Raw genomic sequence first — 16,604 nt, 5'->3', positions numbered from 1 at the left:
TTTGTATCTTACTATATGACCATAGGGGGCGGCTGGCTGCAGTCCCCTGTCATCAAAGCTGTTTGGTGTAAAAATAACATGTTAAAGGAACCGTTTTGTTTAGATTCAATACAATGTTTCTTTCCGCGAAACGTGCAAATCCACGATGTTCATAAAATTGGTAGGTACAGGCATTGTCTGTATAAAGATAGATGACTTTTCCCGCCTCTCTTTTTTCCAGTTCCGCCAGCAGAAGGCTTCCGGTACCTTTCCTTTTGATGCGGGGATTTGCGGCTAAGAAGATCAGTTCTCCGTCCGGGGTGTGGTTTTGCAGATATTCATTGCGCATATTTTCATTTGCTTTGTCATAACAGTCCACGCCCCCTTTCACAAATATATGTTGTAACCAATGAAATACCCCGGCATAAATTTGTTTTCCGATGGATTTGCAGCAAGGTTTTTCCCCGAACATTTCTGCCAGAAGAACCCCTGCAAGTTCATCGCCTTCATAAGCCGCAATCACCTGTGTTGCCCGATTTAGCTCCAGATACAGAAAATATCTTCCATACAGTTTAAGAAGGGAGGGGTTATTCATATACCAGTTAAAATGCATTCCAACCACTGCATACTGAATGGCTTTTTTATAATCTTTCTTCTTTAATGTTTTGAATTCCATGGGACATCCTTTCTATTGGTTTAAACCACATCTGTTGCCTGTTTTCTTTCTTTAAAGTATAATGAACTAATGTGGAATTACTATCTGCAATTTTCCCCTAAATGTCGTTCAGACAACAGCATCCATATTATGTGTCGCTTATTTATAAAAATTTCAGGAGATTATTTATGGAAAGAAAAACAGACCGCCGATCCGTAAAAACCAGGACTGCAATAAAAAAAGCTTTTTCTTATCTGTTAGAAGAAAAGGCTCTTCATGATATTACAATTAAAGAATTAACGGATTTGGCTGATATCCATCGTGCAACCTTTTATAGTCATTATGAGGATATTTATGATCTGTATCGTGATTTTGAACATGATATTTTTGAAAAATTGACCTTCATCTTTGAGGACCCATCACTGACGTCCTATCAGTCATTTTACAATGCGTTATTGGACTATATGCAGGATAATCCAACGTTGACAAAAGTACTATTCCTCAATCCCAATGAAACATTAGATTCTCCCCTTTTGCAGAATCTGATGGATTATTTAGTAGCTGCGTGTATGAATGCGTGGGTGGAAGAGAGTGATATCACAGAGGTCCCTGAGAAACTAGAATATTTTGCCTATTATCGGGTGCACGGTATTATCGCAATGATGAAACACTGGGTGAACAGTGGGTATTCTATGCCATTAGAAGAATTAAAAAAACTGGTTGCTGGATTGGATGCAGATGTTGATTCATATATGACCCTGTCATGAAGAGCGAGCCGCATTTTATTTCCGGATCAAAGCAAGTGTTAAAGAGCTGCGCAAAATTGCTGCGCAGCTCTTTCCATGCGGTGTTCCGGCAGGATTTCTGTGCTGCGATCATACATTACCGGAAATTGGACCGGCTGAATAATATTATAAGGGCATGAGGGGAGGCCCCTTGGTTACTGCGGATATTTTCCAGCCTTATCCAGCTTTGGATATGACCAGGAAAATACTGGACTGGTCGGTCTCTGTCACATAATATGCATAACCTGTGGATTTTCCGATTCGATCCATCTCTTCTGGAGAGAGCGCAGAGGAACGAAAGCCATCCTTGCATATAATTTCCCCATCCCGGGTTCTCTCCATGTCAATTTCACCTAACAAACCCTTTTCCGACTGTTCCCGGAACCAGGCAACACGGTGATCCCAGAATTTGGGACTATAGCTGCTGACAAATACTTTACCGTCCGTTGTAAGGAGATCCATACATTTTTTAATAAACGCCATTGGCTGTGCGTTTATGGCAGACAGTCCGTTTTGCAGACATAAAATAACGTCAAATGGCTCCCGGAAGTTAAGATCATGAGCATCCATAACCAATAATTGCGCATTGGGCACATCGCTTAAATATTCATTGCCAAAAGCTGCATTGTCTTTTGAGATATCAATCCCAATGATCGTCTTACAGTTCGACGCCAATTCTTTCATGATCCTTCCGTATCCGGCCCCTATTTCCAAAATACGCTCTGTACCCTGCAAATGATTTCTTACAAATGAAATTTCCGATTCTAAATATTGTTTTACTCTGGGATATTTCGTCTGGTAAACCTTGTAAAGTTTTTGTGCGTTTAAATTCTCATCATAATAGTTTCCGTTCATAGAAGATTACCTCCTTTTTTGTGCGGCTGATCAAATGTTTTTTAGGAATGGAATACTTTAATGCTATAATACTATACTGTGAAACGTGACACTGTCAATCAATAATTCACGCTTTATATATTTAGCTGGAAACCGCGGATTCTCAAGTGAAAAACAGCTTGCATTTGCCGGAAACATCTAGTATAATACGATTAAAATTTTATGTATGATCATCGGAGGAATTTATGAAGGACAACGCGGATAGTGACGCTGCCCCGTACCACAGTTGTAAGAAGCGAAAGCATATGAGAATAGAACAAGGCATAGCTGCGCCCTGGAAATGGGATGTGGCTGTGCCTTTTTGTTTTGTTAGGATTGGCAGGGGCTCCTCCGAAAAGGAGGCTGCCATGTAAGGATATTTCTTCTTTTGTATACGGGTATAAATATTGTATATTGAAATCAGAAAGGATTTTTATGATGGAAAATGATAGTTTATCTTTGATTATTATTGTGTTCTGTATTATCATGTCAGCTTATTTTTCGGCTACCGAGACCGCCTTCTCATCCCTGAACCGAATCCGGGTAAAAAATATGGCAGAGAAAGGAAACAAAAGGGCAGCGCTGGTAATGCGTCTTTCAGAGAGCTATGACAGCCTGCTGTCAACCATACTCATCGGAAACAATATTGTGAACATTGCATCCGCGTCCCTGGCGACGGTCATATTTGTGAAAATGCTGGGTGATGAGGCAGGGGCCAGTGTTTCCACGGTGGTAACAACCATTGTGGTGCTCATATTCGGCGAGGTGTCTCCTAAGAGTATAGCTAAGGAATCTCCGGAAAAGTTTGCCATGTTTTCTGCGCCTATCCTGAATATTTTTGTCGTTCTGCTGACGCCTGCTAATTTTTTGTTTAAGCAGTGGAAAAAACTGCTCTCCCTTGTGTTCAAAACATCCAATGACCCGTCTATCACGGAGGAAGAACTTCTGACTATCGTGGAGGAGGCAGAGCAGGAGGGCGGCATTGATGAGCAGGAGGGTACCTTGATCCGGAGTGCCATCGAATTTTCAGAGCTGGAGGCAGCGGATATACTGACTCCCCGGATAGACGTCACAGGGATATCCGCGGATGCCGGGAAAGAGGAGATTGCGGAGGTGTTTGTACGGACCGGTTATTCCAGACTGCCGGTGTATGAGACATCTATTGATAACATCATCGGAATTATCTACCAGAAAGATTTCCACAATTACATAGCGAATACAGATAAGGATATCCAGGCCATTATCCGCCCGGCCCTGTTTATCTCAAAAGGGAAGCAGGTGGGGGCACTGCTTAAAGAACTGCAGCAGAAGAAATCCCATATTGCAGTGGTGCTGGATGAATTCGGAGGAACCATCGGCATCGTTACCCTGGAGGATATTTTAGAGGAATTGGTAGGGGAAATCTGGGATGAACACGACAAGGTAATAGAGGAAATTGAAAAAATAGCAGAGACAGAATATCTGGTCATGGGAAGTGCCAATATTGAAAAAGTATTTGAGATGCTGGGAAAAGAAGAAGAATTTGAGGTACTCACAGTAAGCGGCTGGGTCATGGACCAGATGGGACAGGTGCCAATGGAGGGCAGCAGTTTTACCTGCGAGAACCTGGAAGTGCAGGTGATGAAAATGGCAGGAAAACGGGTAGAAAAGGTGCGGATCACCATAATACCCGATCCTGCCGCAGAAGGATAAAATACCTGTGGTACAGATAAACAGGGGCGGTGACTGCGGCAGGAGGGCTATTAGTTCCGGATTTGAAGCACCATGATTTCCGGTGGATTGAGGAACCGAAAAGGCAGCACGGTCATACCAATTCCCTTGCTCACATAGAGGGAAAGGTTTTCAGATACCCCACAATCCGGATAGTGCCCTTTGATATATTTGGTAGCACCGGTGGGCAGGCTGTACTGCGTAAGAAAGGGAAGTGTGACCTGCCCGCCGTGGGAGTGCCCGGAAAGCATAAGGCCCGCCTGGGGCATGGAAATTAACTGGGCAACATCCGGTTCATGGGAAAGCAGGACCGTAAATGCATCCTCCCGGCTCTGATAGAGTTCCGGGTCTGTATTGCCTAAAAGGTAATCGTCAAAACCAGTCATTCGGATGTTGAATTCTTCCAAATACAAGCTGGTATTGTTTAAGAGGGTAAAGCCCCCGTTTTCCATAAGGTCAGAGTAGACACGGCTGGCACCGCCGCCATAGTCATGGTTTCCATATACTGCATATTTTTGGGAATCAGGGCTGATCGCTTTCAGCTTTGATTTTATAAAGTCCAAATCCAGGATTTCTTGGTCACGGGCATAGTTATCCAGTAAATCACCACCGAACACAACAATATCGGGGTTCTGTGAATTGATCTTTTCAACGATCCGCGAGAGGTGTTCCTGATCATACAGATTCCCCAAGTGAGTATCTGAAAAATAGACGATTTTACATTCTTTTACATCGGAAGGGGCCTGTACAGTGTAGGTTGTTTTTACTAACAGGTTGGGCTCCACGAAATGCGCATAGATAAGAAGTATGCACAGTATCAGGATGAGAAATAAAAATGGTTTGATTATGTATTTGAATAAGTTCTTCAAGACAGTCTCCTTCTATTACTCCGGCGGTAACTACCTGCATCTGTGCAGCTTACAGCCGGATTTTTTGAACGAAGTGTTTCGTTACAACTATAAAGGAAATGCAAGAGAATTGCAAGGTGTGTATCTGTGGCAAAATTTGCTGCCTATTGACTGGCATATTTTTTATTCATCCATAAGAAAGGTTGAGCCGATGATTGGAATATACTTTAGCGGAACAGGAAATACGAAATTTTGTGTGGAACGATTTTTACAATATTACGGAGATACAATTGATGTTTTTCCAGTGGAGGAGGAACGGGCCGTAACAGCCCTTTGCGACGCAACGGAAATTTTGTTTGGTTATCCGGTATATTACAGTAATCTGCCCAAGATCGTGAGAGACTTTATTACAAAAAACAGCAGCTTATTTGCCGGTAAAAAAATATACATAATTGCCACCATGGGGCTGTTCAGCGGAGATGGTGCAGGGTGTGGGGCAAGACTTATGAGACGCTGCCATGCCGAAATTCTGGGAGGGCTGCATGTGAAAATGCCGGATTGTATCAGTGACGAGAAGGCATTGAAGAGGACTTCTGAACAGAACCGGAAGATCATACAGGATGCGGATAAAAAATTAAAAGATGCCGCGGAAAGTCTCAAAGCGGGGAAACCTGTCCGGGAAGGACTGGGACTTGGCAGCCATGCGGCCGGATTGTTGGGGCAGAGGCTCTGGTTTTATACAAAAACCCAAAAATATAGCAGCAGGCTTAAGATCGATCCCGGAAAATGTATCGGATGCGGAAAATGTATGTCCCTCTGTCCTATGGAAAACATTACGATCCGGGAGCAAAAGGCATTGCCGCATGCGAAATGTACAATGTGTTACCGCTGTGTCAATCGCTGCCCTGTGCAGGCCATTACGCTTTTAGGAAAACGGGTGTATGAGCAAAGTTCGGTAGAAAAATATTTATAAAAAATGGGTTTCCGGGGATTGCGTTATAGAATAAGGATTAGACAATGGAATAAATCACATAGACCCTGATATGGTGTTTGAGGACATTGGTCTATGGCAGTTTACAAGATAAAAAGATGCAGATCAAAGGAGATGAATATGTATTTATTACGTGTATTGCAGGAAGATGATATTGAATTAGTAAGAACATGGATGCAGTAAGACTATGTTTCTATGTGGTTTGGTGATGCGGATGAATGGGTGGCTGAAATGAAGGGCAGAGATAAGGAATATGATTTCATACATCATTTTATTGTGGAGGATAACCAAAACCCGATTGGATTTGTCCAGTAGTATGATCATAGTAAAATTCCCGGGGAAGAAGTGCTGTCACAGCCACCGGAAACCTATGGGATTGACTATATGATAGGTGACAGGCAATTACTCGGACAGGGCAGATTCCGGTACGGCTGTTCAGAAGAACAGCCGCACCGCACAATTAAATAGAAAACAAAACAGAAATCCCATAGCTGTAGGAAGAAGAAAGGCGAGAAACGTCCACTTCAGGCTGTGGGTTTCTTTTTTTACAGTTAAAAGAGTAGTGGCACAGGGCCAGTGCATGAGAGTGAAAAGCAGCATGGAAACTGCCGTGAAACAAGTCCAGCCATTTTGTACCAGCAGCGCATGAAGCCCGGTAAGACTTCCCGCGTCACTTAAAGTACCCTGGGCGGTATAAGCCATGATCATAATGGGAACCACGATCTCATTGGCCGGAAGCCCCAGGATAAAGGCAAGCAGAATAATCCCGTCCAGACCCATCAGCTTTCCTGCAGGATCGAGAAAACCAGCCAGATGCAGCAGCAGCGTGGTATCCCCGGCTTTTATATTTGCTAAAACCCAGATGATAAGACCGGCAGGGGCTGCGGCAATCAGTGCGCGCCATAACACATGGAGTGTGCGGTCAAGCACCGAGCGTACCAGAACACGGAAGAACTGGGGCCGCCGGTAAGGGGGGAGCTCCAGGGTAAAGGAAGAAGGAACTCCTTTCAATACGGTTTTAGACAGCAGCCAGGAAGAAAAAAAGGTCATGAATATTCCAAGTAAAATGACCGCTGCCAGCAAAACAGCAAGGGAAAGGGACGTGAAGAATCCGGTTCCCACAGCAAAGAACATGGTGAGGACAGCTAAAATAGTGGGAAAGCGTCCGTTGCAGGGTACAAAACTGTTGGTCAGGATGGCAATGAGACGTTCCCTGGGAGAGTCAATGATACGGCATCCGGTGACTCCGGCCGCGTTGCATCCAAATCCCATGCACATGGCTGGTTGATATCAGGATAAAAATAGCAGGAAAATTGGACAAACTGCAGTGAGAAAAAGCAAAGGTATGGAATCTGAGTTGTGATTTGGTGTTTTTTTGTGTATACTTAAAATAAATAATAAGCGGTGAACAGAAGGGGTGTGTGGACGGTATGGAAATGAAGAAAAAACTTCCCATAGGAATAGAGGAATTTGAAAAGATTCGGGAGGAAGGGTTTTACTATATTGATAAAACTGGGCTTATCAAAGAACTTATTTATAATTGGGGGGAAGTCAACCTTTTCACCAGACCCAGAAGATTTGGTAAATCCCTGAATATGAGTATGCTGAAATGTTTTTTTGAAATAGGAGGGAAACAGGATCTTTTTGAGGGTCTGGAAATAGCTGATGAAAAGGAACTATGTGATAAATATATGGGTAAATTTCCCGTTGTTTCCATATCACTCAAAGGAGTAAGCGGTGACAGCTTTGAAACCGCGCGTTCCATGATGTGCTCTGTAATAGGAAAAGAAGCATTGCGGTTTCGTTTCTTGCTGGACAGTAAAAGGTTATCCAGCGAAGAGAAGATGATGTACAGTCAGCTCATCATGATTGACTCTAAATATGCACAAATTTTTCGGATGTCGGATTCAGTATTAATGGAGAGTCTTAAAACCCTTACCATGCTTCTGGAAAAACATTATGGACAAGCGGTTATTGTTTTGATAGATGAATATGATGTGCCATTGGCAAAGGCGTTTGATAATCAATATTATGAGCAGATGGTTCTTTTACTTCGTAACCTCTTTGAGCAGGCATTGAAAACAAACAAAAGTTTATATTTGGCAGTGCTGACAGGATGTATGCGCATATCAAAGGAAAGTATCTTTACCGGTCTGAATAATTTGAAAGTTTTGTCCATCTCGGATGTGAGATTTGACGAATATTTTGGGTTCACAGATGCTGATGTGAAAAAACTTCTGGAGTATTACCGGCTTTCAGAAGTCTATCATACGATGAAAGAATGGTATGATGGATATCAGTTTGGGAATATAGAGGTATATTGCCCTTGGGATGTGATCAACTATTGTGATACACGGCGAACGGACAAAGACGCCATGCCGCAAAACTACTGGGCAAATACAAGTGGAAATGATGCGGTAAAACATTTTATCGAAAAGTCAGATAATGGTACGGTAAAACGTGAAATAGAACGCTTGGTCGCAGGAGAAGAGATTAGAAAGGAAATCCATCAGGAGTTGACTTACCATGATATGTATCAGTCCGTTGACAATATCTGGAGTGTTTTGTTTACAACCGGCTACCTGACACAGCGGGGAAAACCGGACGGGGATGTTTTTAGTCTGGCTATCCCGAACATGGAGATCAGAAAGATATTTACCAGACAGATCATGGAGTATTTTAAGGAAACTGTTGAGCATGATGGTGAGACTTTAAATGCATTTTGTGAGGCGTTAAAATCGGGAGATGCAAAAGGTGTTGAGAGATTGTTTGGGGAGTATTTGCGAAAGACTATCAGTATCAGAGACACCTTTGTGAAAAAGAAAATGAAAGAAAACTTTTATCATGGCATTCTGTTAGGTCTTCTTGGGTTTAAGGAATCCTGGGGGATATTTTCAAACAGGGAATCAGGTGACGGATACAGTGATATCACCATAGAAATTGATAATGAGGAGTTAGGTATTATTATTGAAGTAAAATATTCTGATAGTGGTGATTTGGAGGCGGAATGCCAACAGGCCCTGAAACAGATACGGAGCATGCAATATGAGGATCAATTGCGTGACGAGGGAATGAAGCGGATATTAAAATATGGAATTGCATGTTATAAAAAGCAGTGCAGAGTTGTCATAGAAAACCATATGTGATGATAAAAAGTGTGGTGGAACGTGGATTTTGAACAGATTTATCAGGCCCATTTCCGGGATGCAAGCCCCAACCGCTGTAAGCTGGATCCATTCTCAAACAGCTTGTTTCTGTTCTGCGGACGCAAGGCCAACCGGCTGAAAGCACTCTATTGGGAAGGAGATGGATGCGTCCTCCTGTATAAACGGTTAGAGAACTCACGCTTCCAACCTCGCTTGTCTTGAACATGCTTGTTTAAGTTTTGTATGGAAACTTTTATTTCTCATTCAACTCCCCTGCCCACTCAAATCCTTTTTTTGCCATAATCACCGCAATGATCTCATTGATTATCGCTGCTGCTGCGATTGTTCCGGTTACAACGGCAGCACTCTGCGTATCCGCAGTGCTGAGCATGGATGCCGCAATCCCTGTAAACACTAACGAAACGCCCGAATGCGGCAATAAAGTAAATCCTAAATATTTCTGAACTGTCATTGGCATGTTCGTCAATTTTGCTCCTGCCCTCGCACCGAAATACTTACCCACTGCACGCATGATGATATACACTACGGTAAAAAATCCTGCACCCAATATAGCGTGAAGATCCAATGGTGCCCCCAAATTGATAATAACAACGACCATTGCAAAGGCTTGTATTACTTGAAAATCATTTATTATTTCAACAAGTTTTTCCTCCGAAACCAAATTAGAAAAAGCTCCAGAAAAAGCCATACCCATAAGCATAAAGTTTAAGAGTGGTATTGGCATCAAATATGTGTTACACAAATTTCCCACAATCGAAGTCAACAAAATGCCAATTACGAGTGTAATAACAATTCCACTTTTCAACTGTATCTTCCTTAATACAAATCCTGTTGGTATTCCAAACAAACCCCCTATTAGAAGTGGTAATACTATCATCACAGGAATCATGTATATCGGTAATCCACCACCTGACAGATGACGTGCAACAATCGTTATAGTTGTAAAAAACACAATAACTCCCACAATATCATCTAACGCTGCCATTGGAATTAGTGTTCTCGTCACAGATCCATCTGTCTTAAATTCCTGTACAATGGACAATGCCGGTGCTGGTGCAGTTGCAAGTGCAATACCACCAAAAACAAAAGCTAAGTACAGTGGAATCCCACAAGATGCAAATACAATACAAAATGAAATTGAAACAACAATAAATGTTCCGAGCGATTGTGTCAGCGTAGTGACAAGCAATGCTTTCCCACAGCTTTTTATCTTTCTCCAAACAAGTTCAGTACCGATCAATAAACCAACCGTACACTCCAAAACGTGAATGATCCCCTTATAAACATTTGTATCCAGAAGTTCTTGTGGAAGAAGATTACACGCAAATGGCCCTAAAAGCATTCCTGCAACCAACCACCCTAGTATTGAGGGTAATTTTATTTTTGAAACAAGTTTCCCACATATAAACGCAATTACAATCGTCAACATCCATCTTAAGACATGAATTATTACTGTCATTCCACCTAATCCTCACTCTCTACTAATCCATATAGCATCAGATCAACAAACTTCAATACCTTTTCTTCATGCAATACTTTTACTTCCTCATTTGTGTATGTATCAAGTCCAAGGTTTCCCATAAATGAATTGAACATTCTTTGTATAACTGAGAAATATAGAAAAGCATCTTCTCTTGTAACACCTTCTCGTAATGTGTATTGCGAAATAATATTGTAAAAAAAAGCATAGTTGAAAGCTTGAAAGCAGGAATTAGCTTTTCGTATCTCTTTGGTCAAATGCTTCGGCTCCTTTAACATTGTTTCAAAAATAATATTTGATTCGTTAATATGTTGATTAAAAAAATGTAATCGAGCCTGCATATAGCTTTGCAAACTGCCATATTCCCCCAATTCCTTTAGTGCATTTGTTAAATCCTTATAGCATTTTTCTACACAGGCAATATACACTGCATCTTTATTTTTGAAATTATGGTATAGTAATCCCTTTGGTATTCCCTGTTCGCAAATTCGATTTAAAGATGCCCCTTCATAGCCTTTCGTTCCAAATTCTTCAATCCCCAACTCTATAATCTTATTGATTGTTATTGCTGTTCGTTCTTCTCTCTTCATAAGCACCTCAAATAATAGACCGTTTAGTCTATTATAGTGTATTATTTCATTTATTGCAAGTGGATTGGGAAATATGTGCCCATGAGAGTACAGACTGTAAAGGCATCAATTTAAATTCATCTGTCTATTTTTTCACCAAAGCACCACCATGTGTTGATTATATAACATATGGTGATTTTTTGATGATTGAGATACTCTTAGACTCTCCATATAATGAAAATGAGGTTGAGGACAGGAAACAGCCACTATAACAGAATAAGGAGAGAGAAATGAACGAGACCAATAAGACAGCCACATTCAGATCAGTAAAAGGAAAGGTTGTAATTGTAACAGGTGCAAGCAGGGGGATTGGAAAAGCAGTCGCAGAGGTATATGGGGCTAACGGCATGAAAGTCGTCTGCGCGGCCAGAAGTGTGGAACAGGGGCAGGCGGTGGCAGATGCGATCTGTGGAAATGGCGGGGAGGCTGTTTTTGTGCAGACAGATTGCAGCGATGCAAAACAGATGAAAAAGTTGGTTGATACGGCCGTTTCTCAATATGGAAGATTGGATGGAATGGTAAATAATGCGGGCATTGGGCAGGGAGGAACTCCGCTGCATGAGTATAAAATGGAGGATTATGAGAATATCTTTGATTTGAACAGTAAAGGAGTCTTTGCAGGGATGAAATATGCGGCGGAGGCAATCCTTCGTTCCCACAGTCAGGGAGGATTCCTGATCAATGTGGCCTCTATCGCGGGAATTATGCCTCAGCGGGGTCAGGCTCTGTATACGGCAACGAAATTTGGAGTGGTGGGAATGACGAAAGCAGCTGCACTTGATTATGCCCATTATAATATTACGGTTAATGCCATCTGCCCGGGATATACAAAAACAAGTATATTTGGAGATGCGCCGGAGCAGGCAATGGCTTTCTTTGCAAAGGACTGCCCTTCCGGCCGAATGGGAGAACCCGAGGAGTGCGCGTATCTTGCACTGTTTTTGGCAAGTGATATGGCACGTTATATTACCGGTGCTGCCATTCCTGTTGACGGGGCGCTGTCCGCCGGAGGTAAAAATGTTTCACAGTGGAGACATCCGGAGATCCTGGAGTGATGATCAGAGATTTGAGGATACGGAATGGCTGTGATCATATGATAGTATAAGCTGATTCAGATCATCTATTTTCTCTGCGATGACGGCAGGTGCTTCTTTGGCGCCTGTTTTCATCCAATGTTTGATTAACATGGTGGTACCTCCGGCTAGATAACTGTATACGCATTGTTTGTCCGGATTGCTGAGATGATCCACATCACCGGAAGCCAAGTGAGATACTGCATATTGGGAACAGCGTTCAGCGAGTCTGTTAAGGAAATCACTGTCAGGAGATTTGGCTGTAAGTGATGTGAGCAGGTCCTTGTATTCCAGAAGAGAGGTGAGTAATGTAGTGAGAACATGTATATTTCCGTTATGCGCAGATCCAAACAATAATAACTCCAACTGATTCAAAGCGGATTCTTCCAGTTTATGCATGAGATGATAGACGTCCTCATAGTGCTTATAAAAGGTACTGCGGTTGATTTCCGCTTTTTCACAGATTTCTTTTACCGTTATTTTATTAAGTGGTTTTTGTTTTAATAAATCTATGAATACGTGCTGGATGATTTGCCTGGTGTACCGGACACGAGCATCGGTTTTCATTTATCTCCTCCTTCAAAAATTCCCATCCGGGCATTAAGTATCTGCTCATGTACTTAACTGCCGGGATGGGAGGTTTTCAAATATCAGTTATTTTTTAATACCTTGTAAAACGCGGTTGAGCTGTTTGATGCTTTCGTCATCGGCACCACTTTGTTTCAGAAGACTGACCAAAGTCATACGGCCCATCATACGCTGAAGTGCCGGGTTATCCTTAACCGCATCGGCAACGTCACCGCGCGCAGAAGCACCCTGTGACATCATCTGGTCAATGAGCGCACCGGCCTGAGGATTTTCACGGATATCTGCCAGGCGGTCGTTTATGGAAAAACATTCAGGATCTAAGTCATCTGTGTCAAACCAGTTTGTGACAGGAGCCCGCTTGACAAATATATAGTCCGGATTTTCTTCTGCAACGCGCCTTATGGTCATACAGTCTTCGCAGGCATCTGCTTTTGCAGTAATGGCATGGGTACCTGTGATCGGTACCTGGAATTTGAAAATGGTTTTGCCTGAGACAGTAGCAAATTCAGTTCCATCTACAAAGAGTGTGACCTCCGGTTGATTGGAATATACTTTGATCTCAGTGGTTTCTTCCACGCGGTCAGCATAGCGGCGGCCGCACAGGTGTACAAACTTGTCGGTTCTGTTCCATGCCGCTTTATAAAGATAGAAGGCGTCTTTTTTCAGTTTTCTGTCGATGGTGACAAGGCCTTTCTGGTTTTCTCCATGTTTGCCGCCTTCGTCACGGCCGTCAGCAGCAAAATCAAATAGATTCCATACATGTGTGGCCCATAGATAGGGTCTGGCTTCTATCATTTGCAGCATATGTTCGTGGTAAAGGGCCTGATAGCTTTCTGTGTAATCACCTTTCTCCGGTGCGGCGGACTGGTATTGTGGATTGGCATCTGCACCATATTCAGAGAAACCGATTGCTCTGTCAGGATATTTTCTATGGTACTCGTCAAAAAATTCATCAGTTTGTTCCAGTTCGCCAAGATACCAGCCAAAATACAAGTTATAACTGTTAATGTCCGGGATTTCCAGGATAGGACTGTCCGTCTCCAGCATAAATACATTAGCCATGGTTGTGGGTCTCGTGGGATCAAGTTTGTGGCACAGGTCATGGAGCTGTGTGTGGTTTTCCAGTAAATCCTCATTTACGGTGCTGGCGGCTGTGATTTCGTTGGATAATCCCCAGGTTATAATAGAGGGGTGGTTGTAGTTTTGTACCACTAATTCTTCCATCTGTGTCAACGTATTGGCACGGGCGTTTTTCATATGCATGGTAATGTATGGAATCTCCGCCCAGAGAATCAGCCCATTTTCATCGCAGAGGTCATAAAATTCCTGTGCGTGCTGGTAATGCGCCAGTCGGAGGGTGGTTGCACCCAATTCCAGGATGATTTCCATGTCTTTTTTGTGATGCTCCATGGTAAGGGCATTTCCTACGTCTTTAAAGTCCTGATGACGGGAAACTCCGCGCAGGGGATAGGAGCTTCCGTTTAAAAAGAAACCCTTCTGAGGGTCTATATGGAACTCTCGGCATCCAAAACGTGTACTTACTTCATCACCGCTTTCTAAAGAGGCACTGGCTGTATAGAGATACGGATCGTTTAATCCATCCCATAAGTGTACGTTTTCAATCATAAATATAGTTTGTGCATGTTTTTCGACGGATAATACTGTTTGAGACCGGCCATCCACAGTGAATGTTACCAGGTCATCTGCCGAAATCCATGCCTCTACAGTAACGGTAGCTTTGTGATTTTCCAAATCCACTTGGGGTGTTACCTTAATTCCGGGTGTACCGCAGTAGTCCAGTTCAAAATGGGTTTCCGGAACGACGATCAGGTTTACCATCCGGTAAAGTCCGCCGTAAAAGGTAAAATCTGCTTTCTGCGGATAACAGGTATTGTTGTCTTCGTTATTTAAAGCGGCAACAATGGTATTTTCATCTGACAAAACCTCTGTGATATTTACACGGAAGGTGGAATATCCGCCTTCGTGGTGGGTGAGCAGATGGCCGTTTACATAGATGCCGGCAGTCATAGCTGCACCCTGGAATTCCAGATAAGCCTGTTCTCCGGGTTTTAATTCCGGTTTATGCAATTTCTTTATGTAATAGCAAGTGCCCCTGTGGTAGTCATTTCCTCCGTCCTGGCCATCAATGGCGTTCCAGGTATGGGGAAGTGTCACTGACTCCCCGGGAAGCGTTGCAGCGGTAAGGGCATCCTTTGCTGATCTTACAAAATTCCAATTGTCTTTTAGCTGTGTTATACATCTGGCCATGCTTATTTTTCCTCACTTTCTGCCGGTACTGCGTTTTTCTTCTTTTCGATGCGTTTTTGGACTTCTACCATATCTTCTTTACTTAAATGGCAGAAGTGCATGGCTGCCAGAGTGCAGATCCAGCCAAGGATTGGAAGTCCGAACATGATGATCGTTGTAGTCCAGAAAATAGCCGGGGTGGCAGCATCTGTTGGCTGGGGCATAGTAGAAGTATAACCGATCATTGCAACAGCGCCTGTGGCGATCAAAGCGGAGAAGGAAGATACAATTTTATCTATAAAACTGTAAATGCCCGTAACGACTGCCGGAACATAACGGCCGCTGCGATCCTGTTCATAGTCAATGATATCTGACATAAAAGCGGTACCTGCAGTAGTTACACACATATTGGCACCGTTTTTCATCAGGGTGAGAACCACGTAGAGAATCATGCAGATACCTGCACTGGCAATCTTCCTGGGGTCAATCGCAATTAAGAAGCCCCACATGACCACGCTGATCACGATACAGATACGAGTCCAATTGACGATGGTTTTCTGGCTTCCGAACTTTCCGGCATATTTTGCACCGGCGACTGCAAAGAGAATAGAAGGCAGCATACCGATAACAGTGAGAATGGTTGCAAGTCCCATATTGCCTATCAAGATACCATTCATCATTGTTACGATAACGGCCTGGGAGGTTGTTTGCTGTGCAATCTTGTCAGAAGCGGAAGAGATGATGTAGCACTGAAGGGGACGGTTATGTTTTAAGATCTCAGTCATATCTTTGAGTTTTAAGTGTTCCTTCTTAACTGCTAATCCGCGGAAGTTTTCCGGTCTGTCGTATTCCGATACACCGATGCATACAAGAAGAGTACCCATTGCGGCAAGACCAAGGCATATCTTGCAGGCAGCACCCAGGAATTCAAGATTATAATCTCCTCCGAACTTGGGGAGCAGGACAGTATTTAATACAATACTGAGGGCCATGGGGATGACATAGTTTAATGCTGTTGACCATACGCTGATCGTCGGGCGTTGTTTGGGGTCATTACTGATCAATGGATTGATGGTCAAGGCTGTCATGTTGGCGATGGTATAACCAATGACATAGATTATGTAAAATAAAGTAAAGCCGATAATACCAAGACCTTTTCCGGGTCCCCAGACAAACATTGCCATGAGAGCCAAAGCTTCGATGATATAACCTGTGATGAGCAGAATACGGATTTTACCAAACCGTGTGTTTACTCTGTCATAGACAAACGCGAGTATCGGGTCAGTGATACCATCTAAAATCCTTGTCCAGGTGAGGATAACACCTACGACTGCAGTGGCAATACCAAAACCAAGACTGGCTGTGTAACTTGCCAGTCCGATGAGAGAGTAGACGCTCATGCCGACAAAGGCATTACATGCGAACAGGATAATTTGCCAGAGTTTTGCACGGCGGTATTGTACACCGTCAATTTCGCTCTGTGAGAGCTTTTGTTTTTTTGCCATGATAAATAAATCCTCCGTTTTCTTTGTGTATATTTGCGTTATACAGCTGATAAGACAACTATAAGGGAAGTTTT

At 42.9% G+C, this 16,604-nt stretch carries 15 protein-coding genes; 6 read left to right on the top strand and 9 right to left on the bottom strand.

From position 1 onward, the window contains the following. Nucleotides 1–52: 52 nt before the first annotated feature. Nucleotides 53–655 (bottom strand): GNAT family N-acetyltransferase, encoded by a 603-nt coding sequence (locus tag C6P39_RS02760; protein WP_104802742.1) that lies wholly within the window; start codon nucleotides 653–655, stop codon nucleotides 53–55. 167 nt (nucleotides 656–822) lie between these two features. On the opposite strand from C6P39_RS02760, the gene C6P39_RS02755 reads away from it, so the two are divergent. Then, nucleotides 823–1,401: a TetR/AcrR family transcriptional regulator gene (locus C6P39_RS02755; protein ID WP_158661441.1), complete on the top strand. Its 579-nt coding sequence runs from the start codon at nucleotides 823–825 to the stop codon at nucleotides 1,399–1,401. A 195-nt stretch (nucleotides 1,402–1,596) separates the two neighbouring features. On the opposite strand, the gene C6P39_RS02750 is transcribed toward C6P39_RS02755, so the two are convergent. Continuing rightward, entirely contained in the window at nucleotides 1,597–2,274 is a 678-nt protein-coding gene (locus C6P39_RS02750) for a class I SAM-dependent methyltransferase (RefSeq protein WP_104802740.1), read from the bottom strand. A gap of 456 nt (nucleotides 2,275–2,730) precedes the next feature. On the opposite strand from C6P39_RS02750, the gene C6P39_RS02745 reads away from it, so the two are divergent. After that, nucleotides 2,731–3,984: an HlyC/CorC family transporter gene (locus C6P39_RS02745; RefSeq protein ID WP_104802739.1), complete on the top strand. Its 1,254-nt coding sequence runs from the start codon at nucleotides 2,731–2,733 to the stop codon at nucleotides 3,982–3,984. A 50-nt stretch (nucleotides 3,985–4,034) separates the two neighbouring features. On the opposite strand, the gene C6P39_RS02740 is transcribed toward C6P39_RS02745, so the two are convergent. Beyond that, nucleotides 4,035–4,871: a metallophosphoesterase gene (locus C6P39_RS02740; protein ID WP_104802738.1), complete on the bottom strand. Its 837-nt coding sequence runs from the start codon at nucleotides 4,869–4,871 to the stop codon at nucleotides 4,035–4,037. A 190-nt stretch (nucleotides 4,872–5,061) separates the two neighbouring features. Here C6P39_RS02740 and C6P39_RS02735 point away from each other — a divergent pair, with 190 nt between their 5' ends. Beyond that, complete coding sequence (locus C6P39_RS02735; protein ID WP_095174329.1) at nucleotides 5,062–5,823, top strand: EFR1 family ferrodoxin; 762 nt, start codon at nucleotides 5,062–5,064, stop codon at nucleotides 5,821–5,823. A 453-nt stretch (nucleotides 5,824–6,276) separates the two neighbouring features. Here the strand turns inward: C6P39_RS02735 and C6P39_RS02730 are convergent, their stop codons facing one another. Beyond that, a complete protein-coding gene (locus C6P39_RS02730) occupies nucleotides 6,277–7,113 on the bottom strand; it encodes a nucleoside recognition domain-containing protein (protein ID WP_330406999.1) in 837 nt (278 codons plus the stop codon). A 158-nt stretch (nucleotides 7,114–7,271) separates the two neighbouring features. Here C6P39_RS02730 and C6P39_RS02725 point away from each other — a divergent pair, with 158 nt between their 5' ends. Beyond that, nucleotides 7,272–8,987, top strand: a complete 1,716-nt coding sequence (locus C6P39_RS02725; protein WP_104805837.1) for an AAA family ATPase — start codon at nucleotides 7,272–7,274, stop codon at nucleotides 8,985–8,987. 9 nt (nucleotides 8,988–8,996) lie between these two features. Further along, nucleotides 8,997–9,209 carry an IS66 family insertion sequence element accessory protein TnpB gene (tnpB, locus tag C6P39_RS28675; protein WP_104802736.1) on the top strand — a complete coding sequence of 71 codons (213 nt, stop codon included), beginning with the start codon at nucleotides 8,997–8,999 and terminating at the stop codon, nucleotides 9,207–9,209. Nucleotides 9,210–9,240: 31 nt separating this feature from the next. On the opposite strand, the gene C6P39_RS02715 is transcribed toward tnpB, so the two are convergent. Both C6P39_RS02715 and C6P39_RS02710 read right to left on the bottom strand, forming a co-directional pair. Continuing rightward, a complete protein-coding gene (locus C6P39_RS02715) occupies nucleotides 9,241–10,467 on the bottom strand; it encodes a cation:proton antiporter (protein WP_104802735.1) in 1,227 nt (408 codons plus the stop codon). A gap of 5 nt (nucleotides 10,468–10,472) precedes the next feature. Continuing rightward, a complete protein-coding gene (locus tag C6P39_RS02710) occupies nucleotides 10,473–11,078 on the bottom strand; it encodes a TetR/AcrR family transcriptional regulator (protein WP_104802734.1) in 606 nt (201 codons plus the stop codon). 269 nt (nucleotides 11,079–11,347) lie between these two features. Here C6P39_RS02710 and C6P39_RS02705 point away from each other — a divergent pair, with 269 nt between their 5' ends. Then, nucleotides 11,348–12,172 (top strand): SDR family NAD(P)-dependent oxidoreductase, encoded by an 825-nt coding sequence (locus tag C6P39_RS02705; protein ID WP_104802733.1) that lies wholly within the window; start codon nucleotides 11,348–11,350, stop codon nucleotides 12,170–12,172. A gap of 3 nt (nucleotides 12,173–12,175) precedes the next feature. Here C6P39_RS02705 and C6P39_RS02700 read toward each other — a convergent pair whose 3' ends face one another. From C6P39_RS02700 to C6P39_RS02690, 3 genes are all read right to left on the bottom strand, one after another. After that, on the bottom strand, nucleotides 12,176–12,757 hold the full coding sequence (locus C6P39_RS02700) for a TetR/AcrR family transcriptional regulator (RefSeq protein WP_104802732.1): 582 nt from the start codon (nucleotides 12,755–12,757) through the stop codon (nucleotides 12,176–12,178). 87 nt (nucleotides 12,758–12,844) lie between these two features. Further along, nucleotides 12,845–15,046: a glycoside hydrolase family 2 protein gene (locus tag C6P39_RS02695; RefSeq protein WP_104802731.1), complete on the bottom strand. Its 2,202-nt coding sequence runs from the start codon at nucleotides 15,044–15,046 to the stop codon at nucleotides 12,845–12,847. Nucleotides 15,047–15,048: 2 nt separating this feature from the next. Then, a complete protein-coding gene (locus C6P39_RS02690; RefSeq protein ID WP_095173460.1) occupies nucleotides 15,049–16,530 on the bottom strand; it encodes an MFS transporter in 1,482 nt (493 codons plus the stop codon). Nucleotides 16,531–16,604: the final 74 nt, after the last annotated feature.

The organism is Blautia marasmi (assembly GCF_900258535.1).
GTDB classification, from domain to species: domain Bacteria; phylum Bacillota; class Clostridia; order Lachnospirales; family Lachnospiraceae; genus Blautia; species Blautia hominis.
This window is presented reverse-complemented; position numbering and strand designations above follow the sequence as displayed.